21 protein-coding genes and 1 tRNA gene are annotated in these 26,743 nt (G+C 61.1%); 15 read left to right on the top strand and 7 right to left on the bottom strand.

The annotated features are described in order from the left end of the window. Positions 1-366 precede the first annotated feature (366 nt). The 3 genes from ACFVTG_RS19250 to ACFVTG_RS19240 form a co-directional block, all read right to left on the bottom strand. Positions 367-1,116: a serine protease gene (locus ACFVTG_RS19250; protein WP_390282465.1), complete on the bottom strand. Its 750-nt coding sequence runs from the start codon at positions 1,114-1,116 to the stop codon at positions 367-369. Continuing rightward, positions 1,116-1,652: a hypothetical protein gene (locus ACFVTG_RS19245; protein ID WP_390282464.1), complete on the bottom strand. Its 537-nt coding sequence runs from the start codon at positions 1,650-1,652 to the stop codon at positions 1,116-1,118. Before ACFVTG_RS19245 ends, ACFVTG_RS19250 begins: the two co-directional genes overlap by 1 nt. Positions 1,653-1,753: 101 nt before the next feature. Next, positions 1,754-2,032 carry a hypothetical protein gene (locus tag ACFVTG_RS19240; RefSeq protein WP_390282463.1) on the bottom strand — a complete coding sequence of 93 codons (279 nt, stop codon included), beginning with the start codon at positions 2,030-2,032 and terminating at the stop codon, positions 1,754-1,756. Positions 2,033-3,558: 1,526 nt separating this feature from the next. Between ACFVTG_RS19240 and ACFVTG_RS19235 the strand changes: the two genes are divergently transcribed. After that, a complete protein-coding gene (locus ACFVTG_RS19235) occupies positions 3,559-3,732 on the top strand; it encodes a hypothetical protein (protein WP_390282462.1) in 174 nt (57 codons plus the stop codon). 498 nt (positions 3,733-4,230) lie between these two features. Here the strand turns inward: ACFVTG_RS19235 and ACFVTG_RS19230 are convergent, their stop codons facing one another. Continuing rightward, positions 4,231-4,335 carry a hypothetical protein gene (locus ACFVTG_RS19230; RefSeq protein ID WP_390282479.1) on the bottom strand — a complete coding sequence of 35 codons (105 nt, stop codon included), beginning with the start codon at positions 4,333-4,335 and terminating at the stop codon, positions 4,231-4,233. Between the two features lie 389 nt (positions 4,336-4,724). Here ACFVTG_RS19230 and ACFVTG_RS19225 point away from each other — a divergent pair, with 389 nt between their 5' ends. Both ACFVTG_RS19225 and ACFVTG_RS19220 read left to right on the top strand, forming a co-directional pair. After that, complete coding sequence (locus ACFVTG_RS19225) at positions 4,725-5,534, top strand: hypothetical protein (RefSeq protein ID WP_390282461.1); 810 nt, start codon at positions 4,725-4,727, stop codon at positions 5,532-5,534. Next, entirely contained in the window at positions 5,531-6,667 is a 1,137-nt protein-coding gene (locus ACFVTG_RS19220; protein WP_390282460.1) for a cysteine desulfurase family protein, read from the top strand. Before ACFVTG_RS19225 ends, ACFVTG_RS19220 begins: the two co-directional genes overlap by 4 nt. 999 nt (positions 6,668-7,666) lie before the next feature. Here ACFVTG_RS19220 and ACFVTG_RS19215 read toward each other — a convergent pair. Beyond that, positions 7,667-8,476, bottom strand: coding sequence for a sugar phosphate nucleotidyltransferase (locus ACFVTG_RS19215; RefSeq protein WP_390282459.1), 810 nt, complete (start codon positions 8,474-8,476; stop codon positions 7,667-7,669). A 63-nt stretch (positions 8,477-8,539) separates the two neighbouring features. Between ACFVTG_RS19215 and ACFVTG_RS19210 the strand changes: the two genes are divergently transcribed. Both ACFVTG_RS19210 and ACFVTG_RS19205 read left to right on the top strand, forming a co-directional pair. Then, positions 8,540-9,469, top strand: a complete 930-nt coding sequence (locus ACFVTG_RS19210) for a carbohydrate kinase family protein (protein ID WP_390282458.1) — start codon at positions 8,540-8,542, stop codon at positions 9,467-9,469. Positions 9,470-9,542: 73 nt separating this feature from the next. Beyond that, positions 9,543-10,067 (top strand): NUDIX hydrolase, encoded by a 525-nt coding sequence (locus ACFVTG_RS19205; protein ID WP_390282457.1) that lies wholly within the window; start codon positions 9,543-9,545, stop codon positions 10,065-10,067. Here the strand turns inward: ACFVTG_RS19205 and ACFVTG_RS19200 are convergent. Continuing rightward, complete coding sequence (locus tag ACFVTG_RS19200; protein ID WP_390282456.1) at positions 10,025-10,825, bottom strand: hypothetical protein; 801 nt, start codon at positions 10,823-10,825, stop codon at positions 10,025-10,027. The two genes, ACFVTG_RS19205 and ACFVTG_RS19200, sit on opposite strands and share 43 nt — an antisense overlap. A gap of 826 nt (positions 10,826-11,651) precedes the next feature. Here ACFVTG_RS19200 and ACFVTG_RS19195 point away from each other — a divergent pair. The 9 genes from ACFVTG_RS19195 to ACFVTG_RS19155 all read left to right on the top strand — a co-directional run bounded on the left by ACFVTG_RS19195 (position 11,652) and on the right by ACFVTG_RS19155 (position 24,871). Next, positions 11,652-12,563, top strand: coding sequence for an NYN domain-containing protein (locus tag ACFVTG_RS19195; RefSeq protein ID WP_390282455.1), 912 nt, complete (start codon positions 11,652-11,654; stop codon positions 12,561-12,563). 19 nt (positions 12,564-12,582) lie between these two features. Then, positions 12,583-13,500: a hypothetical protein gene (locus ACFVTG_RS19190; protein ID WP_390282454.1), complete on the top strand. Its 918-nt coding sequence runs from the start codon at positions 12,583-12,585 to the stop codon at positions 13,498-13,500. Between the two features lie 5 nt (positions 13,501-13,505). After that, positions 13,506-14,765, top strand: coding sequence for a hypothetical protein (locus ACFVTG_RS19185; protein WP_390282453.1), 1,260 nt, complete (start codon positions 13,506-13,508; stop codon positions 14,763-14,765). Between the two features lie 22 nt (positions 14,766-14,787). After that, entirely contained in the window at positions 14,788-15,537 is a 750-nt protein-coding gene (locus ACFVTG_RS19180) for a hypothetical protein (RefSeq protein WP_390282452.1), read from the top strand. Next, positions 15,534-17,264 carry an AAA family ATPase gene (locus ACFVTG_RS19175; RefSeq protein WP_390282451.1) on the top strand — a complete coding sequence of 577 codons (1,731 nt, stop codon included), beginning with the start codon at positions 15,534-15,536 and terminating at the stop codon, positions 17,262-17,264. The genes ACFVTG_RS19180 and ACFVTG_RS19175 overlap by 4 nt, the downstream gene beginning before the upstream one ends. After that, positions 17,254-18,279, top strand: coding sequence for a DegT/DnrJ/EryC1/StrS family aminotransferase (locus tag ACFVTG_RS19170; RefSeq protein ID WP_390282449.1), 1,026 nt, complete (start codon positions 17,254-17,256; stop codon positions 18,277-18,279). Before ACFVTG_RS19175 ends, ACFVTG_RS19170 begins: the two co-directional genes overlap by 11 nt. 374 nt (positions 18,280-18,653) lie before the next feature. After that, positions 18,654-22,544: a hypothetical protein gene (locus ACFVTG_RS19165; RefSeq protein WP_390282448.1), complete on the top strand. Its 3,891-nt coding sequence runs from the start codon at positions 18,654-18,656 to the stop codon at positions 22,542-22,544. Then, positions 22,519-23,736: a hypothetical protein gene (locus ACFVTG_RS19160; RefSeq protein ID WP_390282447.1), complete on the top strand. Its 1,218-nt coding sequence runs from the start codon at positions 22,519-22,521 to the stop codon at positions 23,734-23,736. Before ACFVTG_RS19165 ends, ACFVTG_RS19160 begins: the two co-directional genes overlap by 26 nt. Positions 23,737-24,379: 643 nt before the next feature. Next, on the top strand, positions 24,380-24,871 hold the full coding sequence (locus ACFVTG_RS19155) for a hypothetical protein (protein ID WP_390282446.1): 492 nt from the start codon (positions 24,380-24,382) through the stop codon (positions 24,869-24,871). Positions 24,872-25,793: 922 nt separating this feature from the next. Here ACFVTG_RS19155 and ACFVTG_RS19150 read toward each other — a convergent pair. Continuing rightward, positions 25,794-25,875: transfer RNA gene (locus tag ACFVTG_RS19150), tRNA-Leu, on the bottom strand. Between the two features lie 196 nt (positions 25,876-26,071). Here ACFVTG_RS19150 and ACFVTG_RS19145 point away from each other — a divergent pair. Then, complete coding sequence (locus tag ACFVTG_RS19145; protein ID WP_028266834.1) at positions 26,072-26,677, top strand: ANTAR domain-containing response regulator; 606 nt, start codon at positions 26,072-26,074, stop codon at positions 26,675-26,677. Positions 26,678-26,743 lie beyond the last annotated feature (66 nt).

The raw sequence follows: 26,743 nt of genomic DNA, 5'->3' as shown, positions 1-26,743 counted from the left end.
TGAGTGGTACCGCGCGGTGTCCACCACAGGAGATCGGCACTTGCCGAAAACCACCTCCGAATCTTCGCAGCGCGACGCGCCAGTGGCACTGCGATCGCCCAGCTAAGGAAGCCCATGCCGACCATCACGAGTCCGAACAGAACACTAGTAGCCATCGGATCACCACTCCAAGGCCGCCACTCGGCGGTCCGCCTAGGCACAGCGTAACTGTTCTCGAGCTATCGACCAGATATTCGTCCCTCGGCCTTTGACCGAGCGCGCCAAAAAGCAGCAGTACCCGCACTCGCCTGCCGCAGGATTTTCTCTTGCGAACAAACGCCGGAGCCGTCCACATCTACCTGCGCCCCGAGTGGCCGCAGTCGGTTTTCAGAGGGCACCGTCACAGGCGGCGCTGCGTGAGTAGCTGCTAGGGTTGCTCAGCACCTGGCGCAGAATCTCGACGGGTACGGCATATTTGCTTCCATCGATCGCGTAGGCGACCCCCACGAGCTGGCCGCTGTCGTTGATGACCGGGCTGCCGGAGCTGCCGTGTTCGATCGGGGCGTCGTTGACCAGCATGGGCAGAACTGACCATCCGACAGGATCGGGAGCGTAGCCAAGGACCTTTCCGTGCGTGGTTGTCAGCGGCCCACCAAGCGGGAAGCCAACAACTGTGACGTTTGTGCCTACGCCAGGGTTCTCTCGTGCCAGCGGGATGGTGGCCGGAAGTGCTTCCTTCGTCCACACCAATGCCAGGTCGGCGATGACAACCGCCCCGGTGGCGGCGACCTCGATGTCGTGCCCGTCATAGGTGCTGACCTGAAGGAGTGCTGCGCCTCCGATCACGTGCCGGTTTGTCACGAAGACGTGATCCGAGATGGCAAAGCCGGACCCGCTCGAGACTTGCCCGCATCCGACATTGCGCACCCGCAATGCTGCCCGTTCATAGTCGGTGAATCCGGCTGGCGCCACGGCCTCGGTGGTGCGCGCCGGCAGAGCATTGCCCGCCTCGTTTCCCGGCGAGCTGCTTGAAACTGCATCCGGGACGGGCGGAGGGGTTAGCCCGCATCCGGATAATCCGAGGCAAGCGAACACTACACATCCGATCGCGAGAGCCCTAGTCGTCCGCGACGGCATCAGCCGCTCAACTTCCTGGAAAGCGCATCGCTGTCCGCGCGGGCCCTATTGCAGTCGGTGTCTGCCTGGCGGGCAGAGTTCAACGCTGCACCGTATTCACTTGGCCGGTAGTTGGCCAGATAAGACGCGAAGATCTGCTGGTCCCTGATACAAGTGTCCATTTCCCGCGTGACCTGCTGCGCCATAGCGAGGAACGTGGCAAAGACTGCAGCCTGGTCTCCGGCTTGGGCCTTCTCGTTAGACAAGGACCTTATTCGATCCGATGCTGAGTTGTATTGGGAGGTCACGTCGTCGAGCTTGGTTTGCAGATCTCCGGCCTGTGTTTTGAGGTCGTCGCGCTCCTTCGTCATCGCTGCCAGATCTTGGGCGGACTTGTTGGCGCTACTACGCCACTCCTGCGCGGAGTAGTTGGAATAAGCGAAGCCCGCACCGAGAACTGCGGCGACAAGAGCCAGAACGATAGCAAGGACGACGAAAGGCCAAATCCGGACGGGCCTATGGAAATCCGGTGCCGAACGGATCGACAATTCATGCATCTCGTCCAATGTATGACCCTCTTCGTCCTGCTGTTTCTGGGCACAGGGTACACCCGGTGGGGCTGCAAGCCGACCATCCGGCTCTGGCTAGATGATGCGATTCACCGGCCCCGCGCCTCGCGGGCGAGACCGATGCCCATGACGATGAATATGGGCAAGGCAAACATGAACGTAAAGAGGAACTGGCCGAATGAAGTGAAAGAGACGATGACGGAGGCTCCGGCAACACTGAGCATCGTAATGGGTGCTCCCCGCCCCGGGCCGCGCTGCTTCGCAATGAGTACGATGCCGGAGGCTATCGATCCGAGACAAGCAAAAAGAGTCAGGATGAGTATCGCGCCTTGACCCAGAGAGACGCCGATGAGGAAGGAGAAGAACAACCAGACACCTAGGGCGATCCCTACGATGCCTGACGTAAGCCGGTAGCCTGACGACTTCGAGATAGCCGGGTAGGGCTGCTGATATGCCTGATAAGAGTAAGGATTCGGGCCGAAGACCGGCTGTCCCGGGTAGGGCTGCGAATACGGCGGCTGCCCGTAGGGCGGCTGCCCGTAGGGCGGTTGTCCGTAACCCGAAGGATATGGTGGCTGTCCGTAGGAAGGTTGCCCGGCGTAACCCTGGGGATGCGGCGGTTGGCCATAAGGAGGCTGTCCGGCGTACCCCGGCGGATATACGGGAGGCACGAATGCTGGGGCGCCCTGGCTGTTCTCCTGCGGAGGCTGAGCAGGGGTTGGCGGAGGGATAGGCGGGATATTTTGGTCGTTCATTAGTCCCCCAGTGAGTGCGTGCGGTATGTGGCGGAGTCAGGTTATCCGACTTAAAGTCCGGCGGGAAGATCAGGTGTCGGCAAGACACCGATTTACCTTCAGTCCAGCAATCGTGCAGCAATCGGCGGTCTTCATGTACCGGTTGGGCCCTCCCCCAGCTCCAGTCGGCAGCCTCGCCCAAGACGATGTCGTCGCTTCACCGCGAGTTCGCGACCGTGCCCCGTTAGAGTGTGTGCATGACTGCTGGGGGTGCCGCTGTTGAGTGTTACACGGGACAATGCCGAGGGGGCGATACCTCTGAGGGACCTGAGCGAAAAATACCCACTAGTTTCAAAAAGGTAGTGGCGAGCGGAGGGCCTCCGCTCACCGCCAGCGTCGATAAAGCAGACGTAAGTGTTGACAGTGTCCACACCCGCTTTGACAGGACCAACTCACCCACACAGTCCCCCCGGTTGGCCACGAGCAGCCTTCCAGAACCGTTCCCCAACAAACTCGGTTTCATCATGTCGTACCGGCACCCCCGGCCCATGGATAGGTGTAGGCCACCCCGGGCCCACCCGACCAAACCGGAACGAGGAACCGCATAACCCCACTTCAGCAGGCGGAAGGCCACCAGCCAGGGCGTTGAACCCGCCACCCACACACCTGAATAGGCCCCGCGGCGGTCAGGCCGAAGCCCGCACCACCAGCGTCAGAGGCGCGCCAGCGCAAGCTTTGTACACACGTTAAAGCAAAAACCCCTCTGACGAGGGGGAATGCTGTGCCCGAGGTGGGACTCGAACCGCATTCCAGGGCCCGGAAACACAAGGAACTCCCGAAAACATGCCGAGTACGGGCCAGTCCGGCCGATATACGGCCCAGTCCGAAGCCCAAAGTGTGTATGTTGCACACACCCAAATATCGCCATACAGACTCCCCCAACTGCATGCAAAGAACTCCGACAAACAGCTTGGGGACCCCTCCCACTGGACTTACCGTCGAATCCAGTGTTGCTCGATCAGAATCGCGCTGCGCGCGATTCAATGTCACTGCCGGCCACACCGACCACCGGGAGTGTCAGAATAACGGTGGATCCGGGGTTGGCCTGACACGCCGGGCTTTGACTGGCGGAGAGGACTGATCATGAGCGAGAGCACCTGGTGAGCGCTGGGGTTCCCGAGCAGGCCGTGAAGGCACGCATGCAGGCAGAGAAGATCCAGAAGTACCCGATCACCCACGCCGCCGCCGGCAAAGGAGCGAAGGCCGGCAAAACCCGCGGGGCGGCCGCCACCCAGACCCAGGCGCAGAGAAAGAACCGCACACGCGGCCGCTGACCCCGGCACGGCGAAGAGGAGCCACGCACACCGTTAGTGTGCGGGCTCCCCTTTCGCTAAAGGCTCGAGTACTTGCCGGAAGGTATGTCCCCGCGATTCATTGCCGCGCGGGTACGCGGCCGATGTGGTCTCGCAGACTCGAAGTCATGAGATGTGGATTGCGGAAGGCCCGTGTGCTGTCTCTGTCACCCGATTTGGGCGGGCACCGGCAAGTCCACAATAGTGACCTCAATTGTTATGACCCCAGCCACGTACTGTCCCGCCTGTCGTCACCGCGCGAAGACAGTGCGGTCACTGCCGATGGTAGTGAGTGTTTGGACCCTGGCGAGACCAGTGACGTTCACTGGCATGGCGGAGCTGGAGAATGTGCCGTTTCCAGCTGGCCAACGTCATTGTTTCCCCACGACCTGACTGTGCCATCCGCTTCGGGGGCAAAGCCTGAGCTTCCAGTAGCCGTTACGGATCGAGCACCTGTCAAGCCTGTCACTTGAACTGCTACTAGGAATCGGAAAAGGTGCCATTTCTGAGCTGGCCAAAATTATTGAATCCCCAGGCCCAGACTTTCCCGTCGCCCCATCCGCCGTCCGGCTGCTGGTTAGCCAGAAGAGTTCTGACCGCGGCGTCAAGGCTTCGATTGTCGGGTCGATCGGACCCATGGACCGATGATGGTCGGTTGTGCGGCTGGCCAATCGAGCTGCCTCAAATTGGCGCATCGCGCCGTAACGACTCTGTTCGTTCTCCTGCCCTAAATGCCTCGTGACGTCTGTCAGCGGATAGGTCTGACGTAGTCAGACCACTGACTACGTCAGATTCCCGGCACGATAAGGAGACGTCATAAGCAGTCCGCTAGCCAAGCACAGGAGATCAAATGACCCCCATGATCCTCCCCGACACGGAGCCCACCACCGCCTTCCACCCCTCCCGCCGCTCGCGCGGTCGCATAAAGACCGCCAACGGGTTGACTCGTTGTGCTGCCCTGGCAGTCCGGGCTAATGTCCGTACCCACACAAGTATCGAATTGGAATCTGAAGATCGAGGAGCAGAAGTTGAGAGCGAACAAATTGTTGTCTGAACTGGATTTGCCGTTTCCCCTCCGACGTGACACCCAGGTTCTGATTGCTTGCGGATACTTCGATACTTCAACTGGTATCGATGAATTCGCAGTGGAATCCATGAGAGCAGGGCTCCTGCTGGGGGACGAACTCCGGGGGACCTATGCTTTGGCGCGCAAACCAGTCTATTCCGTCATCGTCAACGATCTGGGGATGGATTGTTCCCAAGATGTATGCGAACTGAAACCTGTCGCTCCGGCGGACATCGACACCTCGGTTCTGCAGGAAATCTGCGCACCTTTTGAAGCCACGTTTGAAGTTGTGAGGGAGAGGACGATGAGGAACCGCGCCGCGAGGTTTCTCAAGCGGTGGCAGAAGGACACGGGAGCTGACGGAACGGTCCGGCTCCAGGGAAACGAAATCCTTTTCGATTCAAGCCTTTACCCAAAGGTCATTGCCGGCGCCGTGAACCGGGACGGTGTGGGGATCCCACGATGCCCACTCATCGTTAGTGAATACCTTGAGTTGTCTTTCAAGCGGTTGAGCGCGTCAAAGCAGCGGTCTTGCCGTGTTGTTTTTGATTTCAACAGGGTCGCGGACAAGGACAAGGTCATCAAGGGGACAGAGATGTACCTTGTGCGCAAAGCCGAAGGACAGGAAGCCGTGGTCCAGGTATTTTTCGACGCGGAGACACATGATTTCGTGTCCATCCCGTATAACTCCGAGGATCTGGGAAGGAGTGCAGCATGATCTACCTGGACTATCAGGCAACGACCCCAATTGACGATGAAGTTGCCGACGTCGTTGATGACGCAGGGCGCCGATTTTGGGCCAATCCGTCCAGTCCCCACATGGCTGGTATGAAAAGCCAGGAGGCCATCAACAGTGCACGGCGGAAGATGGCGCGTCTGTTGGCCTGCAAGCCGCGTGAGCTGATTTTCACGTCGGGCGCCACGGAAGCGAACAATTGGGTCATATCCATGGTTGAGCCCTCTCCCGGCAATCACGTCGTTACAACCGCAATCGAGCACAAGTCGGTGCTTGACGCCGCCCGGTCGTTCGAGCGCCGCGGAGGAGACCTGACGATCTTGCCGGTCAGCGGCGAAGGATTCGTTGATCCCAATGACGTGGAGAATGCCATCAAGCCAACGACACGGCTTGTATCGGTTATGGCAGCCAACAACGAAATCGGGTCGCTCCAGCCCATCGCGGAGATCGCCTCCGTGCTGAAGGAGGCCGGCATCCCGCTGCATTCCGACGCCACTCAGGCCATGGGATACGTCCTGGAGGATCTCACTCGATTTCCCGCGGATCTGATCAGTTTCTCTAGCCATAAAATCTACGGGCCAAAGGGAGTAGGTGCCCTCTACATCAGTGACAGATTCCAAGCGTCCGACAACGGGGTTCCTTCGCTGCTTCACGGCGGAGGCCAGGAAGGAGGCAAACGCCCCGGCACCGAGAACCTTCCTGCCATTGTAGGTTTCGCTAAAGCCCTCGAAATATCCCGCAAGGCACTGGCCAGTGAACGGGCAAGGGTTCATGGCCTCAAGTCCACGTTTATGGACATGTTACTGACCCGGCATCCCGACATCACATCCAATTCCCCGGCAAACGATTGTCTCCCTAACTGTCTTAACGTCAGGATCCCCGGCGTGGACGCAGGAGACTTGATGGCCGCCGTCCCAAAGGTAGCCGTCTCGGCCGGGTCTGCTTGCAACAGCAATGACCAGAAACCATCCCACGTGCTGATGGCCATTGGTCTGAGCCCCGACGACGCCCGTTCCAGTATTCGAATAGGTTTCGGACGGACGACAACCGCTGAAGAAGCCGCCGAGGCTGCCCTTGCAATATCTGCATCAGTGTCACGGCTCAAAGCCCGATGAGGCCACGGATAGCAGAGGACCCGGCAGTATTTCCCTATTTCAGTTCCATGGTCAGCCACGACTGGGAAGCGCTGGGCTACCCCAGCGAAAGGACCGCCCGGTTCTGGGACACCAGATCATGCGGGGTCGCTTGCCTGCGCATGGTCTACGCACGCTTGGTTCCTGAATCGGTAATGCTTCCAGCAGCCATTACCGAAGAGCTCCTGAGGGACGGCGCCTATAGCGAACAGACCGGATGGAACCATGCTGGCCTTGCTCGCCATGCGCACCGGAACGGACTAGAAGCCGAGCGGGCACAGGTGGCCAGCCCGGATGAGCTCACCGTCATGGTCAAGGGGGCCGGGGTGCTTGTCGTTTCCATTGGGCACTCTTTCGAAGCTCCCGTCCGATCCGGACACCTCGCCGTGCTAGCCGGGATAACGGACGCCGGACAGGCCCATCTCCACCGACCATCAAGCCAACACCTAACGGAAGGAAGGAACCTCCGCGTTGACCTGGAAAAGTTCTGGGATCACTTTTCCGGCAGGGCAATCAGCTTTCGGGCAACCACCTCTGCGGCCCGCAGGGCCAGGCCTGTGCCTAAGCAGGCAAATTGACCGCATCTCCCAGATCAATGTCGATGAGTTTCTCCGAGCGGACGGTAACGCTGCTGGGCAGTGTCGTCTTCACCGGTCTCAAAGCCCAGAACCAGGCACGTTCCGGAAGCCGCGACAGTGTTGACGTCGGTGCCCTTCCACACCGAGCAGCGCGTCCGCGCGCGTGCATCCGCGGCCAAGGCAACACTTGGGTATGTGAGGGTCTCTTTTGAACTTGGAAGCTTGGTTGCTACCAATTCAAAGAGGCCTTGACCTCTCTCCGGCGCCACACCGAAGCGTCATCAGGCCAAGCTCATGCACCGCGTCAAAGCCGTAACCATGCTCATCTGCGAAGGGCAGATTTGTCCTCGTTCAAAAACCGACAACTCAGCGAAGCCCCGGCCTGCTGCATTGGGTGAAGCGTTCATTCTGCTAACCTATTTGCCAAAAGCGTGAACTTACGCTCTACATCGCTAGAATCAACATGCACTTCATTGGAATTTTTCGTCCTTACAGTGAAGCTCAAACGCCCTCCTTGTTTCCCCGGTTCAGGTGGCAAAACAACGCATTCAGCCGCCCTGTCCTCTTGGGACCCGTCGGCATTAATTAAGCTCTGGCTGCGGCGGGCCAGGAGGTTGGCAACCACGTAGTCCACCGGTGTCCCGCAATCGAGCGCAACGCCCTCAAACGGAAAAATTTCAATCGAATCATTTGACCATTCCTTTTGCCAAACAGCTTCATATAATCCATTCACTGAAAACGGAATCTGTCTAACCGAACGGTTTGGCATCAAAGCGGCACCTATATAGCGGTTTTTGCCAAAGTCTGATTCGGACTGCGTCGCTACAACGAGAAGACGCGTGCGAAGGCCATCCCAACCCTCCAGGAAAGCAGAAATGTTGGTGCTCAACCACATGTCAGAGTTGACGACAAGTACGTTTCGGCCGTCTAGCCAAGGATATATTTTGGCGACCGCGCCCGCAGTTCCCAAAAGTTCTGATGATTCGTCGGATATGTGTATATCCCTAGAGTATAAATGACGGCGAATTTGCTCATTGTGGTGATGAACATTAACAGCGATATCGGGATCTTCCATCTGGGTTCTCTCCAAGGCCCAGTTAAGCAGAGGCTTGTTGCTGACCGGCAAAAGCGCCTTCGGCAGGTCCAGCGTCAAGGGACGCATTCTGGTTCCCAGCCCAGCAGCCAAGACGAGGGAAGCAAGATTATCTGTCATGATCAGCCTTGGTCCTTACGGTAGATCGTCATCGAGGTTGCGGGTGCTGGTAGCTTAGCTAACATGCGAACTGAACCAGCCAAGCCCATGCTCAGGGATCTGGCGAACAGGCGGCTTAGGTTCACCCTGGTGGGAGACCTAGTTCAGGATATAGTCGCAGTCCTCTCCCAGCCCCTCCATCTGGGCGGACAAGCCGAGGCAGACATTACCCATCATCGAGGCGGCAGTGCAGCGAACATTGCCTATCATCTGGCCCAACTTAACGCTACAGCTAGGTTTGTCGGCCGAGTCGGGACAGATGACACCGGTGATTGGCTGATTCAAGCACTCCACTCGGCTGACGTGGAAGTGTGCGTGACACGGTCTGGAAAGTCCAACACTGTCGTATGCGTTGTGGACGACAGTGGTCAGAGATCATTTATTGCGGATACAGCCGCCGCAGCAGGCGCCGGCAGCGGGCAGGAACTTCGCGTTGAGCATGTCGCCGACACCGACGTCCTGCATTTGAGCGGCTACTGGTTGTGCTCGCAGTCGGAGACTGAAACTTTACAGACCATAGTACAAGCTGCAAAAAATGCTGGTGTGCTTATTACGGTGGACGCCGGTAACTTCGATCGTTTACGACTTTATGGCAATGAAGCATTTCTTCAGCTGCTGGGTCGTTTATCGCCGGACATATTATTTCTCAATCAAGAGGAATGGAATGAGCTTCACTCAGCATGCGAACGTCTGCCGGTCCCAATTGTGGTTTGCACGAGGGGAGAACGACCAACTCAGGTCTATCGAGACGGTGTGATTCTACTTGAGCACGCCGTATCCCCGGTGAAGAACATTGTTGACACCACGGGTGCGGGAGATGGGTTTGTCGCCGCCTTCTTATACAAGTTTTGTCGGGGCGAAAACCTTACTACATCGATTGAACATGGTCACGCATTGGCTAGGCAAGTTATATTGACGGCTGGCGCCGTTCCAAGGACCTATGAGATCGAATAATGGAAGTGTTCCAGGGGGTAATGGTCGATTTCCCGATCCTGTCGCTAAACAACTAGAAGGGCATGGTAACTAAATGATCGATCCAATTCAAATAACGCGCGATAACGTGACACGCGGATTTGGATATTCCCTTATTTGTTCTGGTTATCTGATTGAAAATGACCGCGTCCTGCTCGTGCATCACAACGGTTTTGATAAATGGGTTCCACCCGGAGGCCATGTGGAGCCAGGCGAAACCTTTGACATGACGGTGCGGAGGGAATTTAAGGAAGAAACGGGACTCACCGTTGACGTCGTAAGTGCGACTCCGTCACTGTTGTCCGATTCAAACGCCACGCCCCTCCCCGGACCCTTCTATGTTGATCTCGAGCGCGAAGGATTCGAATTCCCCGCGATAGTGCAATTTTTCTATGTTCGTCGCATTGCTGGTGATCGGGAAGAGATTAGGCCGCAACTGGATGAGGTCTATGATGCTGCATGGTTTACTTTGAAGGATCTTGCAGAACTAAAGACGTTTGACCAGGTGCGACGCGTTGCTGCGTACGCTTTGCAAAGCTATTCATCATTGTCCGGATCGAATAACACGGATAAGCAATAACCGTAGTAGGTTCTTCCGCCGTCGGTAATTCTTGTTGCTTGAATAAGCTTTTCTACCGCGCCGTTCGTGATCTGCAGGAATCTACTATTAACTTCCAGTATGTTTTTTGTGATGGAGTTAGGTTTTTTGCGTGTGAGCTGCGCCAATTCCGCCGCGCTCATTGGTCGACCGGCGGAAGCGATTATCCGCAGAATGTTCTGTGCTTCAGGAGGCATCACTACGCGAGGCAGCCGCTCTCCGTGTGTGCCAGCAACTGTGTATCCACCGTTTACATTGACAAGTCTGAACTCGGGTGGCGTGGGGCGAAGTTCCGGCTGTGAATCTGGAAGTCCGGGCGATGACAAGTTTCGCGGCAGCAACAGATTTGATCTTGGTTTGGCCGACTCGAACGCCATAACTGTGTGATATGCGGCTCGAATAGTAGCAGGAGAACCGTGACCAGTGGCCTCCGTCCACAGCCCCTTATCGATTGACCAAGCCTTATTCAAAAATCTCCAGCTCGCCGATAGGCCGGCACCATTTCCGTCACTGCCTGTGAGAACGCCGCGGATACATTCTGCGTATGCGAGATGAAGCCATGTCGTCCCTCCCACCTGCGGGTCATGCTCCACGAGGGTTTTCCATGTTCCATAATTTGCTACGAGCCACTTGGATGTTTCTCCGCGGAGATTATTTTGGATTGACAAATTATTCAAATGAGCAAAATACCCGAGGGCCGTGTTGGCGAGTGCGGTGATGCTGAAACTGGGACCGGACATTGTGTCAAGGGAAGCAGGCCAAACTCCAGATCCTCGGCGATGTCGTAGAAGCATATCAATACCGTCAGCTGCCATTTTTGCTGCGCGCGGGGCGACTCTTTGGAGCGCCGGCGTGTTCGTGGCTGCACGTGTAATCAGGCTTAACTTGCAAAGCGAGGCTACGGCGAGAGCTGTCTGGTGGATGGACGGGGAAGCATCACCCCTTTCCTCGGGCCACCCGGATCCCACTTGATTCCGCTCGTACCAGTCCAGACACCAATTTATCGTCGCGACTGAGGCCTTATCCAAGTGGGAGGGGAAGAGTAACAAGCCGTCGAGCCCGAAGGAGACGAAGCGGGTCCGCTCCCCACGGCCTTTGACTCCGTCAGTAGATACCGTGGGAGGCTGGCAATGCTTCGAAATGCTGGATGCCAAATATTGGACGGCTCCTGCAACTTCGTCTCCATCGAATCCCGCTGCCCTCAGCACTGTTAGGGCCTCCGCCGTGTTCACGATGCTGGAGACGGAAGTCAAGGTCAGACCCCATCCGCCGTCCGTCTGCCGGTTAGCCAGAAGAGTTCTGACCGCGGCGTCAAGGCTTCGATTGTAAATGTCGATCGGACCCATGGACCGATAATAGTCGGTTTTGCTGCTGGTCATTCGAGCTGCCTGAAATTCGCGTATCGCGCCGCGAAAGGATTCAGTGCGGTCTCCTGCAAGTTCCTGGATGACTCGTGACATTTATTCGCGGGCCAGGTCTGACGTAGTCAGACCACTTACTACGTCTCCTTCCCGGCACGATAAGGAGACGTCATAAGCAGTCCGCTAGCCAAGCACAGGAGATCAAATGACCCCCATGATCCTCCCCGACACGGAGCCCACCACCGCCTTCCACCCCTCCCGCCGCTCGCGCGGTCGCATAAAGACCGCCAACCGGATCGATTCGGAACTCACTCCCCGGTCCCGCGGCGGGGGCGGACAGGTGCGCAAGCACAAGCTCCCGATCTGCGAGGCAACCGGACTCGCCCGATACCGTGACCGTCATCAGGCCCGGCAGGGCGCCGAAGCGGTGTGCGCTGGCTGGCACGACTTCGAGGTCGCCACGTTCGCGTGCCCGGCCTGCCACGGATTCCACCTCGAGCAAATATTCCGTTGCGAACCGGTCGTGGTGGGTACGCTTTCGGAGCCGACCGAGGTGTTCACCGCATCGCTCGCATCGCGCAAGAGCCGCTACGTCATCTTCGACGTCGAGAACCCGACGCGCGGCGCAGCGGCCACTTGCAGGCAGGTCGCCTCCTTGTGGAACGTCATAAGGCAGGAGGCACCGGGTATCGCACCGAACGACCACGTTGTCGTCGGTGCGGCCCGTTACGTTGTTCGCAAATACCGCGCCGCTATCACCGGCGACAACGTGAATTGGGTCGTGGGAGCCGACGCTCCGGACGGTGCCGATCGCGCCCTCCTCGCCGCGATCGATGTCCGTCGTGTCGCTCGCGACTTCGACGAACTGGTAATCATCTCCGGCGACCACGCATTCGTGGATGTGGCGCGTAGGGCAAGGGCACTCGGGCTCACCGTTCACGTCGTGACAGTCGAGGACCCGAGGCAGGGCTCGATGCTCTCCCGAGAGCTCGCCGCCATCGCGAATACCCGGTCTTTCGTCCACCTTGAATCGCGGAAGCAGAAGCAGGGAAACCTCGCCAAGATCCACCAGGTCGCCCGTCGGGTGCACCATCACATCGAGACCGCGGCAGCCTGAGCAGGAAGGGAGCACTACCGTGAGAAGGTTACTTGCCATCATCACTGCGATCGCGGTACTCGTCGGAGTTCTGGCCGGGATGAACTGGGACAAGCTCGCGCCGGCCATCGGCCCGGTCCTCGGCCTCCAGTCGACCGCCGCTCCAACTGCGGGCACCGGCCCGATGCCTGTTGGCAGCCAGATATCCGGCGTTCAACCGACCGCCGCTCCAACAGCAATCGTCGTTCCAACTCCGCAGCAGCACTTCCGCTACGCTCTGATCGACCCGACGACCTCCACTGATAAGTCGTTCCGCGAGTCGATGAAGGCGGACATCATCGCCGCCGTCCGGAGCTACGTGCCGCCGAAGCCGCCCGACCCGAAGGTCGGCGTGCCGTCCGTCACCGGTCTGCAACTGACGGTGCGCCTCGTAGCGACGAACAGTCTCGCCTATGGACAGCAGAGCGTCGCAGTCTCGATCCCGAGCGTTCCCGGACTCCCGGAACGGCCAGACATGACCGTGACAGGCGCGCTCGATCCGGGCGGACCCTATGACACCTGGAAGAAGTCGAACGCGGAATGGTCCACTGCTTACGACGCAGCGACTGCTGCAGCTGCCAGCGCAACCCAGACCCTCGGGGCGCTCAACCTCAACGTGGACGAATGGAGTGGGATCACCGCTGGCGCCGCCGCACTCACGCTCCTTGCCCCCGCTCAAGGCGATGTTCAGTTCGCGGTCCTCTCGGACCTTGATGAGAATCGTCCGCCACAACCAGCGAACTTCAACGGACACCCTATTCTCGTCGTCCAGCCGGATCCGGTCGGTGACATTGGTCGCTGGGACTCGCTGTTCAACCAGTTCTCCTCGTGGGCTTCCAAAAGCGGGTCGGGGACGATCACCCGCGTCCGCCCCGAGAATGCCATGCCCGCCATTGCCACCTTCATCACCGGGAAGTGACTGACATGCTCATCCCCATTCTGACCACGATCGGCCTCGCCGCCGCGACAATTTGGCTTTCCTATGTCGCGGCCAAGTACCTGTTCCCACGCTTCCCCAGTTTGTCTGCCCTCCGACAGGCAAGGCGGGATCGCATCGCGCAAGACCCCGGCGACTACGTGCGGGCCTGGGTGGCCCGCATCAACCCCTCACGCCTTCGAGTCGCACAGCAGGCCGCCGCGGCCGAGCGTCACATCGAGCGGACGCAAGAGCGGGAGACACATATCCTGACTGCCTTCAAGGACGGCAAAGCACCGACGTTGGCGTTCAAGATCACGGCGATCACGATGTTCACGCTGTGGTTCGTCATGGTCACGACGGCCTTCATCTTCGATCTGCCGATTATCAACTCGGTGTCCGGCGGCAACGTGTTCTACGCCTTCCTCGGCGCGCTTCTGATCCTGGGCGTCCCGATCATCGGATCAGTCCTGCTCGGCCACTTTTTCCTGAAATGGCGCAGGGGTGAGCTGAGCGAGATCCTCTTCAGCCTGGTTGCCACGCTCATCCTCGCGGCGGTCGTCGTAGTGGTCGCTCTCCTCACAACCCTCGCACCGATCCGCGCTGAGGTGGAGTACGCCGACAAGATCCGTACCGCTGAGCAGCAGAAAACGATGTACACGGAGGACGGCGACCAGAACGCGATGCACTTCGCCGAGCAGAACCTCGCAGAGCTTCAGGCCCAGCAGCATCGCTCAGCCGAGTGGAACACCGCGCTCGTCCCGACCGCATCCGTCGGGGAGTTCGCCACCGGGTTCTTCGTGCCGCTCGCGGTCCCGGTCCTGATGCTTGGCGCGTCCCGCGCGTCCCGCCACAAGGCTCAGCGAGTAGTCGATACCAGCCAAAACCGAGTGAACAACCACGACGCGCGCCAGTATCGACGCCTGTCCCGCACCTTCCGGCGAGTCGGCCTCACTCAAGCTGCGTTGCGGCAGCACTTCGCGACCGTGGCAGCGGAGAACCAGACCGGGCAAGAAGCTGCGGGCACCGCCGAAGGCGCCCGCGTCGCGGTCGCGGACGAACTCCAAGCGCAAACGCCGACGTCCTCCGACCAGACGGTCACGACCGCGAACACCCCGACAACAGCAGAACCGGCCACCACGACCGCTCAGAGCGAGGCTAACCCCAAAAGAGCCGCCGCAGCCGCAAGGCCGACACCCACACCACCACCGGCTTCGACGCCCGAGCGCGACTTCGACGTGCCCGACGAGTCCTTCGACCTCTCCTGAAAGCGATTACGAAAGGCACCCCATGTCCACCTACCGTTACTCTGCAACGGCATTCAACGTGAACGTCGCCGGCGCCTACGACCTCGCCGTAGGCGAATACGACGCCCTGCGCCACGGGATGTGCTCGGCCAACATCGCCGCGCTATCGCACGACGTCTCAATCACCCCGCTCCCCCGCATGCCCCATGCCTCGGAATGGTCGCGCGTGAACGCTGTGATGCCGAACTGGCAGGCCCACCTGCCGGAAACATCGCTCGGCGCAATGGCCGCCGCCCGTACAGGCGACATCCCACTCCCGACAGCACTTGCCACCGTCGCCCAGGAAATCGGCTCACTTGAGCGGCTAGCACTGACAGGCATGTCGATGGCGGTGCTTGCCGATATGGGCGTCGCCTCCCCAGAACGAGTCGACGGCAGCCGTACGAGCGCGATTGAGGCAGGCATCGGGCACGCGACCATCCTCATCCGCGTTGGTGACCAAGGGGCCCTCGAGACCGAGTACATCGGCCTCGCCGACGGTTCCTGCAATGACATCCAGCAGGAGTTCATCGAGCGTATGCGGAACCGAGGCGCCCTGTTCGACGAACAAGTAAATGTGCAGCACCATGACCCGCGCGGCGGCACGCTCGCACAGGACGCCGCCCGCGTGGGCGGTCGATCCCGAGCGGCTGCGTTGGTGGTCGACGGCGACTCCAAACCGAGTGCGCTGACGGCAGCGCTGTTCGCACCAGCCACCACGACCCGCCAACGAGCAGCGGAAGGCGGTCGATGATGGGCGCGATAACCACGACGAAAATCTACTTGCGCGCAGCGGACTTGATCGAAGCCTTCGACCGGTCGACGAAGGACGGCACCCTCATCGCGGTCAACGACCAGACCGGCGACGTTCTCGTCCACAACGGGGCCCTGCGCGACGCTCGACGCGTGCTCGCTGCACACGCCGCGTTAGAAAAAATGCCAACGATCTCGTACTGTCTCTCGACCGGGGCCCAAGCACTCAATGCACCCGGAGGGCCGAAGGCATCCCTGCCCAGCGGCATCGGCGACCGGACCCCCCCGACGGTGGCTATCGATATCATCCGTGACCACTGCCTCGGAAGTGGAACCCCGCACCACATCCAGCTCGACTGGGTCGACCACGAACTCCCCGCAGACCAGCTCTCCACAGCAAACGGGGACACCGCCCGGATCATCGAGCAGCTTGCAGATCTGGCGACAAACCCGGCGGTCCGCAAGGGCGGCCACGTCGTTGCCATCTTTAGCCGAGGCGGCCTGCTCGGGCAGCAGGTCGCGCAGCTTCCTGGGTTCGCCGTGCACAACATCGGTCTCCCGGGCCAGGCCGAGCGCCGTGCTGCCCTTGAGCAGATGCAGCAAAGTGAGCGCCGGCCGCTCGTGCTAGCGCCGGACTTCGACGCCGACGCCGCCGCCCGGGCGACCGGAGCCCTGCGCCTCTACGACATCAGCGTGATGCGCGAGCACACGTCACCGGAGTCCCCGCTTACCCTAGGGATAATTCGCGAGCGGGCGCAGGTCGAATTCGAGCGGGCATTGCAGGGCATCGCCCGAGTCGACACCACTCAGGTAGTCATCGGACGAGACCTTGTCGGCCTCGCCCAGCTACGCCTGATCCTCGAAGACCACGCGCTCGACCCGGCCATCCCCATCAGGGTCGCTTTCCTAGGATCCCCTGGAACCGGCAAGTCGTTCGCAGCGCGCGGTCTCGCGACGCATCTCGGGGTGCCGTTGATCCTGCCCGAGACACTCAAGGAACAGTGGGTCGGCGCGAGCGAACGGAACGGCGCCCGATTCCTCGCCACACTCGAGTCCCTGGAGCCGGCCGTGACGCTGATTGACGACCAGAACGAATCCCTCTCGGCTGACCGCGAACGCTCATCGCACGGCGACACGAACGGTATTTCGGGATCACTCACCGGACTCTTCCTGGACCGCTTCGGCGACCCGACGGGGATGGCCGGCGTGCACCTCGTCATCGCGTCAAACTACGCCCGGCGTCTCGATCCAGCCATGAAGAGCCGAGTCAAGTGCGTTGCGTTCCTCCCTCCCGACGTCGATGATCTGGCCGCCCAGATGGAAGCCACCGCACGCTCTCGATCCTGGGACCTTGAGCCCGGCAGCGCGCTACGAGCGCTGCTGGAGCACCCGCGGCGGTTGACAAGCCGGGACGCAGTCACAGTGCTCGCCGAAGCCCGTACCCGGGCATTTCGCGCCCACCGCCAGCTCATCGCCGAATCCGACGTCGTGGAGTCGCTGACCGACTACAACCCGGGAGTCGACATCGCAGTCGAGCGTCAGACTCTGGAAGCGCTCGAAGCTTGCACGTTCACGAGCCACCTCCCGTGGATGGCGGCCCGCCATTTCGGGGAGGCCGCCACCCACCCGCCGACGTACCTTCAGGACTTCGTGCATGCCGACGGTTCTCTCGATCGGGACCGGATCACCGAGCGCATCGACGAACTGGAGTTCCAACGTGTCCGGTGAGCAGCATCCCGATGGTGCGCTCCTTCAGCGTAGCCAGCGCGCCATCAGAGCTTGGCTTGAGAAGCCAGCCTCAACCGCGACAAGTCCACTGACCGGGGGCGGGGCTATCGCCCGCAGCGAGGCCCGTCTCGCTGAACTCCACGAAGGCCGCCCAGCGCTGCTGATGCCAAGCGCGACCTACGCGCTGTGGGTCGCGCTTAGGACGCTCGGGATCGGGCCAGGTGATGAGGTGCTCATTCCGAAGTATGACTGGGTTTCGAGCCTAGCAGTGGTCCGCGAACTAAGGGCCACACCGATCCCCGTTCCCGTGGTCCCGGCCACGCTCACGATCGATCCTGTCTTGGCAGCAGCTCGGCGCACCGCCCGAACTCGTGCCATTATCGCCACCCACCTTTTTGGGATCCCCACGGACGTGCCAGAACTCCGGCGTGTCCTTCCCGGGGTGCCGATCGTCGAGGACTGCGCGGCCGCATTTGGCTCGACGCTGGACGGCCGCCCGGTCGGGGTCTTTGGGGATGCTGCGATTATGGGATTTGGACCGGGCAAGCGCATAGATGTCGGAGAGCTTGGCGCGCTTGTGCTTTGTGACGATGGAATGCGAAAGCGGGCGCTTCAGCTCAGCGCACATCCGGTTCGTCAAAAGGTCAGTGGGATCGCATTCCCGGAACTGACGAGCATGTCCATCCGTCCTCACCCGTTAGCCGCCATGCTTCTCCTCGACGCACTCGACGAGGACGACGCTGGACCAATGATCCAGGAGCGCCTTCGGCTAGCCAACAGCCTGCTCGTGGCTAGCGGCATTGATGTCCTGGGTCTCGACGCGCGCCGGGGGGTCGCCAGCAGGTCCGTCTCGGTGTTAGCCGAGCAGGTCCTAACCGCTGAACTCCCCGCCGCTACGAAGATCGCTTATGGCGAAGTGCAGGACATCGACGCATTGGCGCGCGGAACTTCCCGGAGTCGACGGATTGTATTCATCACGACGGCTGCACAGCCGCTGGGGGTGCACCGACTATGACACTCCACGGACCATACTGCGGATATGGGAAGTCTCATCGCCGGGTGAAACCAGCCCGTGCACCCGGAGAACCGCGTCACACAAGCACGACTATGGCGAAGGGAGGTGAACCATGCACAAGTTCTTGAAGATCCGCCGCCGAATGGCGATGTATGTCTGCCGCGGCTGCGGCACCGAGTGCGCCTACCCATCGCGTTTCAAAAAGTGCCCGGTCTGCGGAATTAACTGGGATTAGTCTCTCAATTGTCTGCCCTGAGAAGCCGCAGCGTCACCCGATCCGCAAGGACCTGCTGCCGGGGAGTCTGCGCACGTCGCCAGCCACAGGTGAATCCTCGGAGCATCGGTGATACGGCGGCGTGTGCAGACCGTCAGGCGTGATCATCATCGATGGCCTCGACCACATCCCCCGAGAGCAGAACCCGAGTCGGTCCATGCTCGAGGAGCTTCCTGCGCCGGCGGGCCTCGGCGACGGCGTGTTCATTGTTCTTGGCTCTCAAACGACGTCCGTCGTGTCGGCTGATATTCGCGACGCGTTAAGCCGACCGGGCCGCACCATCACTTTGCCGCCACTGGCGAACGACGAGCTCCGAGAGCTCGCGGATCAGGCAGGTCTTGGGGACTGGTTGCGGCCAGGCCAGGTCGACACATTCCTCGAGGTGACCGAGGGACATCCACTTGCCGCGACCTACTTGCTTGGCGAGCTCAGTGCCTTGTCGGCAGCCACTAATGACGAGGACCAGCGACACGTCCAAGCGGATCGCATTTTGGCGGACGCGTCAAACTACGGCGGAGACATCGAGCTGCGCTACCGGGGATACCTTCAGGCGGTCCGAACGGACGACGACGTCTTCGTTCTCCTCGGCAGTGTCGCCCGCCTTCGCACCTCGCTCAATTTGAGGTGGCTGTCCTCTTGGGCGTCCGCCGACGTGGTCACCCGATTCGTGGCAGGCGCGAAGACCTTCTTCCGTGTCGAGGGCGAAGAGTGGCAGTTCGTGCACAACAGCTTTCGTCGTTTCCTCGCCGACGAGACTGCCCGAATCGACGGCGCCGTCAGCGAGAGCCGGGACAGAGTCCTCCACCTCGGGCTGGCGGATAGGTGCGCCGAGTCGGGCGACGCCTGGCCCACGTACCGCGACGAGGAGATCGCGCACCGCTACCTGGCTGGAGACGACCATCGAGTGCTCGTGTTGGTCACCCCCGCCGCCATGCGCGCCAAACTCCGCGCGCTCCAAGCCACACCGGTGATCCAGGACCATACCAACCTCGGTCTGAGGTCCGCTTCGAGATGTGGCGACGAGACCGCCTTCGTGAGGCTCGCACTCTTCGCTGCGGAGCTGGCCCAACGTGAGCAGGCTTTCGGCGCCGAGCAGCTAGCGACGGCGCTTGCAAACCTGATTCCAGCCACAATCGCGATCGACTATGTCGTCCGAGGTTCACAGGTTCGTATCGCGGCGAACACCGCGGCCGCAATCGCGGCCAACTGGGCAGCACACGGTCACAGCGCGGCCGCAGCTGCGGTCCTCAACGCCTTGGGCAGCATCACCGCCCTCGCCGATTCACGCGTCAATCGCAGTGGCGAAGCTGACGGGATGGCCGACTGGGCCATCGCAACATTCCACGTCTCCGGCTTAGACGCCGTTCTCGCGCAACTGGAGCGCCATCTCCCCCTCCCGGACCCGGAACCACCAACGTTCCAAGAAAGCCCGGACAATGCGCAGCACTGGCGTTTCAAACGAGAGCAGGACGACCGGCGCCACCAACGGCTCGAGGTGCTAACGGCCTGCTTCGATCAACTCCTCGAGATCCGCGACTTCGCCAACCTCGATCGCATCGGCGAAAAGATTGATGCCGAAGGCAGCCTGAGCTGGCAGGCGCGGGGTCGCCTCATGCGCGCCCTCGCTGCAATGGCGGACGGAGACGCCGAAGAAACCGTCGCGCAGATCGGTCGGATGGTCGAGCTTGAACGATCACCGCAGTCCCACGACCAAGACGATGACACACGAGTGCCTCTGGGATTCCGGTTACGGGCCGCAGTTGCTCTGCTGTCACTAGGCCTTAGCGGCAGTGAGGTGTTCCGAGCACTGATCAGGGACGAAGAACGACCGACTCTCAACGACAATCCCGGCCACGAACCAGAATCGTCGTACCGACAAGTTCTGGATCTTGAAACAGTCCGTCACTACCTCGCCATTGCCACCCCCGGAAGCGCGCGCATGCGACTTTCGCTTGCCGAGTCCGCCTACTCTGAGGAGTCGGAGACGGCCGGGGCAACGGGAGCGGCCGGCGGGCGCCCCCACAACGCTGCGCGCCAGCGCTTTCTGGGCGCGGTGCTAGCCCTAGCTCGCTTCCGTGCCGAGGCCATAGCGGCGCGAGAGGGCGTGGTTGACCCGCCAGTGGTAGCTGGCCGGGCAGCTGAGATTCTTCAAGTCATCGAGATACCCCGGCAGACAACGAACGAATGGTCTGGGTGGTATGGCGTCCGAGCAGCCTTCCCGAGCTTGATGTCCCACTTGATCCACATCGCCCACCGCGTCGGCGGATCCGCTGAGCTTGCGAGCCTGAGCCGAATCCTTGACCGGACATGGAGTGGAGAGCGTGCGGCCTATTGGTCCATCGAGTACCGACACGCCGCACTTGAACAGTTCGCTGCCCTCGACCGGTCCTCGCACAGCTGGATCCATCAGAAGCTTGACGACATCGGACCGCTGATCAGCGAGCGGTCCTACGACCCGCACGCGCACGTCGAAGCTTGGTTGAAGCACGCCGAGATCCGATCGTCGCTCGACCAGCGCACCCAAGCACTCGACGCAGTCGCCGCCGCGGTCGATGCGTCGTTGGGCCTCGGAATGACCGACGATAACGAGCAGCTCGCCCAGTGGATGGGCTGGTTCACGACGGCAAGGAACTGCAACGCCATCTCGGAACCCGAATATCTCGCCGCCATCGACCGCTTCGCTGCAAGGCTACCGGGGGCCTCGCGAACCGACGAGCACGCAGCGGCAAGGGCCGCCGAGCGACTCGTCCGAGAATGCTGGCAAGTCTCGCCTATGCACGCTTATCGAGTCGGCATCGCGCTGTCCGACGTCGGTGCGCTCCCAGAGATCGATCTCATCACCAGCGCCCTTCTAGCTTCTCTCGATGTTGAAGACAGATCTGCCACCTGGCTCTCTATGCTTGTCGCCACCGAGATGCTCCTGCCCGTCACCGGCAGCGATCGCGACGGCGTGATCGAACGGATCCGAACAGCTGCGGCGGGTACAGACCGAGACACTATCGACCTAGCGATGCAGACCTGGGGGCTCGTCGACGAGGCCGAGCCAACCACTGCGACACCAGGGTCGGAGCAGACTCACTCCCCGCCGGATGGCTTCGCGGACCAGACCAGCCCACAGGCCGCCGGCCCAGCAGGGGACGCTGAGAGGCCCACCACGGCCGCGGCCCTTCTCGCATTACTGCGGAGACTTCCCGACGGCTCGAAGATGTCTGAGAGCTGGTGGAGCACGGCCTCGAACGTTGCCTTCCGCGACCCGATCCCGTTCAACGTCGCACGAGCGCTGGTCCAAGAGTTCGGCCGCCTACAGCCAACTGAGGACGCATTAGGCCATGTGTGCGGTGCCCTCGCGGCCGCCGGAGACCCCGAAGCAGCCCGCCAAGCTCTTCAGATCCGGTTGAGCACGCTGCCAAGCAATGGATGGTTCCGTCACTACGATGGGGGTACTCGGCGGAAGCTGTTCGCTGGCGCACTGCGCGGGCGTGTGCCGGCCATCGTCCGACTGGCGCTTTCAGACCTAGCTGATACCTTCGCCGGTGGTAGCTTCGCCTGGACGGGGTTTGCTGACGAGATCCGCCAGATCCTCGAACTGGTGGTCGGCCCCGCGGCCGTCGCTGCAGCACTGCCCGATGCCGACGCCTACCTGGAGATCATCGCGCCCGTCGACCCCTCGTTTCAGGCGGCGAGCCTCGGGCTCCGGATGGGCGCCGTCGCCAACACCAGCGCTGCGGCAATCGCGGCGATGGTCGGCGACTATCTGGGTCATCCCGCGAAGGCTCCCGAGGAAGGCGCACGGCGGGCCCTCGTAAGGCTCCTGACGAGCAGCTCGCCCGAAGTCTCGTCCCGGACAGCCGTCCTCGCCGCACTCGAGGACGCCGTAGAACGTGGGGGCTGGTCGGCCGAGTCCGCCTTGTCAGTGCTGTTGCTTTCGGCACCGGAACACCCCCCCGGCCACGCTGATCACAGCGGTGGAGAGAACAACTGCCGGAGATGATCAGATACTGCGGGATCTCGCCCGCCGGTTGTGCGTTCAGTGGGGACGAACACCGGCCAGACCAGCGAAGCGTGGTCTGTCACCCATTTATGGAATCGAGCTTCCTCCGCTGCCTGTACATCACCCTCCGGAGATCGACGCCGAGGGGATCCCCTTCATCGACCTCAGCGATCCCCAACAGGTGGTTGCGCCCTTCAATAGTCTCTTGGAGGTCCTCGCCGACGTAGCGGAACTATCAGAGCCAGCGATCATGTACCGGGCCGCACAGCTCGCGCTGACAGGGACGGGAGGAGACCCCTGGACCGGCGGCGGACACCGCGTGATGGCCGATCGGTTGAAGCGCCGAGGGCAGAGGCACACCTACCGACCTTGGGCCTATCTGGTCGGCAGACGCGCGGCCGGTCGGGTGCTGGCGGAGCTCACGGACGCGGACCTGATGCGCGACCCCTATCCGGCGTTCGCGTATGACCTATTGGCTCCGGACCTCCTGATGCCCGAACCCGGCCCGCTACCTGATTCGATTCCGCGACCGTGGCGTCCCGCGTCAGTCTCGTCGTACGACACGCGAGGCTGGTGTGAGGAAGCACAGGACGCCCTGGAGAACTACTGCACCCGTCTGACCTCCGAGCCTGACTTCGTACTCGGAGAAGTCTCAGACTGGGGCAGCCTTGAGTGGGGGCTCCCGCGAGAGGAACGGAGACTGTATCCCCTGCATCTGCGGGGAACCAATGCCTTCGGGCTGCCAGTCCGGGCGGCGTCTCTAGAGGGTGGCGGAAGCGCCTACTTGTATCCCAACCGTGCCGGAACGACATGGCGCCACGGCGAGCTCATCGTCCGGGGGTTCGAGATGCATAATAATGCCCCGTTTCTTGAGTGGATCGCGTTTCATCCGGGAGCAGCGGAGGCCCTTGGCTGGGAACCAGTCGAGCGGCAGCGATTCGCGTGGCGAGGCTCTGACGGTACCTGGCGGGCTCGTACGGACTACTCGGTGCGAGGGCTACTCAGCCACGATCCCCCCGCCCATAGCTACGTCGCCGAAGTCTGGCGTGTGGTCCTGAGCCAACGCGGTCGTGAAGACGTGGAGCGAAGGTTCGGGCCGCTGGTCCGACGACTCACCGTGACTCGAATTCAGCCTGCAAGCCGACGAGAGGGGACGCCGGAACAACAAACGACCGTTCGCGGCGACGTCTAAAGGGTTGGCCCAAGCCTCAGGGAGACGGACCGTCCCATCGTCTGTCCCTTCGGTGGAGCTAAGGAGATTCGAACTCCCGTGACCCTCTTTCTCGGGACGGCACATTTAGTTGACTTCCAAGGACTTCCGCTGTCTCACCGGTCCGCGGAATCTAGGGGTTTTCCGTTCCATGGAGGGTGCATGACATGTGAGAGTTTCATCGTTTCCCTAGGGTAATGCGTAGCGGACTTGGACCAACTTGGACCGCTGCAGGAGTCCTGCAAAACGGCGTTGCCCGACCGACTGAACGTATCCATCGCGATACGGCCACCCCCCCTTATCGAAGACTCACCGTCCCCAAGGGAAGATATGTGTCCGTGACCGACAGCTCGTTCGAGGATGCACGGGGCGCCCACTAGCTCCGTGCAGGCCATTGGATCCACTAATCGATCAGCTGAGGCCAATTGTGGCAAAGGCCTCGGTGAGCGCGGGACACTACAAGGGCCAGGCACAGCTTCAGCGTGAGCCGGAGAACCCCGTAGATCCGCAAGCCGCTGCCGTGCTGATCGACGGTGAGCGGGTCGGCTGTCTCCCGTCATAAGCCGCCAAAGGTCTCCCGCTGCTCGCCGTTGGCAGCGAGCCGGTGCGTTACCAGCTGCACGTCGTGCGGGATCAAAGACTGCTGGCCAAGGCTTACGCGTGGCTGGGTGACGGACTCCCGGAATGGAAGTTCACAGCGGAAAACCCGCCAGCGCTTAAATCTAAGGAACAGATTAACGGGTCCCACGCGGAGAAGTCCTCGATGGTCAGGGAAGCCCTGCAGGGCGGTGGTGAACGGGCGCAGCAATGCAAGCGCGACATGGGCGACGGGGTCCCTTACCTTGAGCTGGTTGAACCGATCAAGCAGATCAAGCGTGAGGGCCGGCTCGAAGAAGCACTGGTCCTCTGCTACAAGGCCATTGAGGCCGCCGAAAGGGATGCGAAGGGCGTCATGCCAGCACCGTGGTACACGGATCAGGCCGCCATCGCCCACCGCAAGCTTGGCCAGTGGGCCGAGGAGATTGCCGTCCTCAAACGGTGGCTGGCGCGCTGCCCCGGGGCCTACCGAGCCGGCAGCAGTATCGCCGAACGCCTCGGTAAACTCGAGGGGAAGTGATACCAGGCGCGTCGAACGAGTTAGCCGGTATGGAGTCCAGTCCCTGGAGTGAGCTCCTCGTGTCCCCGAAGCGCAGGACGCCATCGCGAAAACCTTCGGGGAGAGCCTGCGGGCCGGTACAGTCGCCGGCTGACCAGGGACGAACACGCATTTGTGAACAAGAGGAACTCGACTCTACCGCCCCGGGAGTACTGCACAGACGTCGAGTGGGACGCCGACGCTTGGGTTCGAAGACGAGGGTCACACTCTCTTCACGGATGAGTACTGCGCCATATACCGCGAAGCAGCACTGGAGAACTTCGACCTGAAACATGGACTTCTTCAAGAAGCTACTGCCCCCGGAAGAAGTTCCGGATCCCACACACCTGAACCCAGTCGAGGCATCGAACCCAAGAGCCGAAAGACGCTTCCGCTGACCGACAGGAACGTCCAACAACACCGAGGATCCAGGCAGCGACGTCATGTCGCCTGCAACAGATAACTGCGTGAAGCGGTGTCGGAGGACCCGTAGGAAGGATCAAATGCGGGTCGAAAAGCCGTCCGTGCACAAAGGTGTGCACAATGTGCACACCACCTTTGGCCGGACAAACACACGATGAACCCCATTGCCTGGTTCGCAGAGGGCAGTTACCCGAGGAAGGTCCTCTGAAAGGATTCGGCTTCGTCATGTCGTCGCTACAACTCTGGCGATAAATGAGTGACGGCCAATAACTGGCTGCCGGAAACAGCAGAAAAGGACGACACATAACCCAAGATTCCATCAGGCGCAGGGGGCCAACAGCCAGAACCCTGACCCAGCCACCCACACAACCGACCAGGCCACCGCGGCGCCAGGCACAGACCGCGGACAGCATCAGAGGGACCCGCAGAGGGTCAATGTCCACACATTAAAGCAAAAACCCCTCTGACGAGGGGTCATGCGTGCCCGAGGTGGGACTCGAACCCACACACCTTTCGATACCGCATTTTGAGTGCGGCGCGTCTGCCAATTCCGCCACTCGGGCGCGGAAACACCGAAACAAGACTAACCGACGTCGAGCTCTTCACAGAACTCAACGCTCCCTGTTGCAGTGCGCGAAACTACTCTACATGCAGATAGGCTAATTTTCAGAACCGGCGCGGCCGAGCAATAAATCATACGCAGCGACCGGGTGCAACTAAGATGGTTGAGAACCCGCCGTACGTCTTGAAGGAGATCCCGTGTCAGAACAGACGGAGTCCAAGCCCGCATCCCAGCCGGCACGCCGAGTAGTTGTCGCAGAAGATGAAACCCTCATCCGCCTGGACATCATCGAGATCTTGAAGGGCGAAGGCTACGACGTTGTCGGTGAGGCCGACAACGGTGAGAAGGCCGTTCAGCTGGCCGAGGAACTGAAGCCGGATCTGGTCCTCATGGACGTCAAGATGCCGGTCATGGACGGCATCTCCGCCGCGGAGAAGATCGTCAAGGCGAGGATCGCCCCCGTTGTCCTGCTGACAGCGTTCAGCCAGAAGGAACTCGTGGAGCGCGCCCGCGACGCCGGGGCCATGGCCTACGTCGTCAAGCCTTTCACTCCAGCCGACTTGATCCCGGCTATCGAGATCGCACTGTCCCGCCACGAGGAGATCAAGGCCCTCGAGAACGAGGTGTCCGACCTCCAGGAGCAGTTCGCCACGCGGAAGCTTGTGGAGCGGGCAAAGAGCCTCCTGACCACGAAGATGGGCCTCACGGAGCCGGAAGCATTCCGCTGGATCCAGAAGACCTCTATGGACCGTCGCCTCAGCATGCGCGAGGTCGCCGAGACCATCATCAACCAGGTCAACTAGCACTACCCGCGAAGGGCGCCGCTCCCACGGGAAGCGGCGCCCTTTCGTCGTCTCCGGACACGCCTG

The sequence above is a fragment of the Arthrobacter sp. NPDC058127 genome, assembly GCF_042884555.1.
Classification (GTDB): Bacteria; Actinomycetota; Actinomycetes; order Actinomycetales; family Micrococcaceae; genus Arthrobacter.
Note: the sequence above shows the minus strand (reverse complement) of the source record. Positions and strands in the feature narration are given on the sequence as shown.

Coding starts and splice junctions, on each gene's coding strand:
- ACFVTG_RS19180 (WP_390282452.1), top strand. CDS start 14,788: ATGTCCACCTACCGTTACTCTGCAACGGCATTCAACGTGAACGTCGCC.
- ACFVTG_RS19205 (WP_390282457.1), top strand. CDS start 9,543: ATGATCGATCCAATTCAAATAACGCGCGATAACGTGACACGCGGATTT.
- ACFVTG_RS19250 (WP_390282465.1), bottom strand. CDS start 1,116: ATGCCGTCGCGGACGACTAGGGCTCTCGCGATCGGATGTGTAGTGTTC.
- ACFVTG_RS19185 (WP_390282453.1), top strand. CDS start 13,506: ATGCTCATCCCCATTCTGACCACGATCGGCCTCGCCGCCGCGACAATT.
- ACFVTG_RS19195 (WP_390282455.1), top strand. CDS start 11,652: ATGACCCCCATGATCCTCCCCGACACGGAGCCCACCACCGCCTTCCAC.
- ACFVTG_RS19220 (WP_390282460.1), top strand. CDS start 5,531: ATGATCTACCTGGACTATCAGGCAACGACCCCAATTGACGATGAAGTT.
- ACFVTG_RS19225 (WP_390282461.1), top strand. CDS start 4,725: ATGTCCGTACCCACACAAGTATCGAATTGGAATCTGAAGATCGAGGAG.
- ACFVTG_RS19215 (WP_390282459.1), bottom strand. CDS start 8,476: ATGACAGATAATCTTGCTTCCCTCGTCTTGGCTGCTGGGCTGGGAACC.
- ACFVTG_RS19210 (WP_390282458.1), top strand. CDS start 8,540: ATGCGAACTGAACCAGCCAAGCCCATGCTCAGGGATCTGGCGAACAGG.
- ACFVTG_RS19200 (WP_390282456.1), bottom strand. CDS start 10,825: ATGTCCGGTCCCAGTTTCAGCATCACCGCACTCGCCAACACGGCCCTC.
- ACFVTG_RS19175 (WP_390282451.1), top strand. CDS start 15,534: ATGATGGGCGCGATAACCACGACGAAAATCTACTTGCGCGCAGCGGAC.
- ACFVTG_RS19245 (WP_390282464.1), bottom strand. CDS start 1,652: ATGCATGAATTGTCGATCCGTTCGGCACCGGATTTCCATAGGCCCGTC.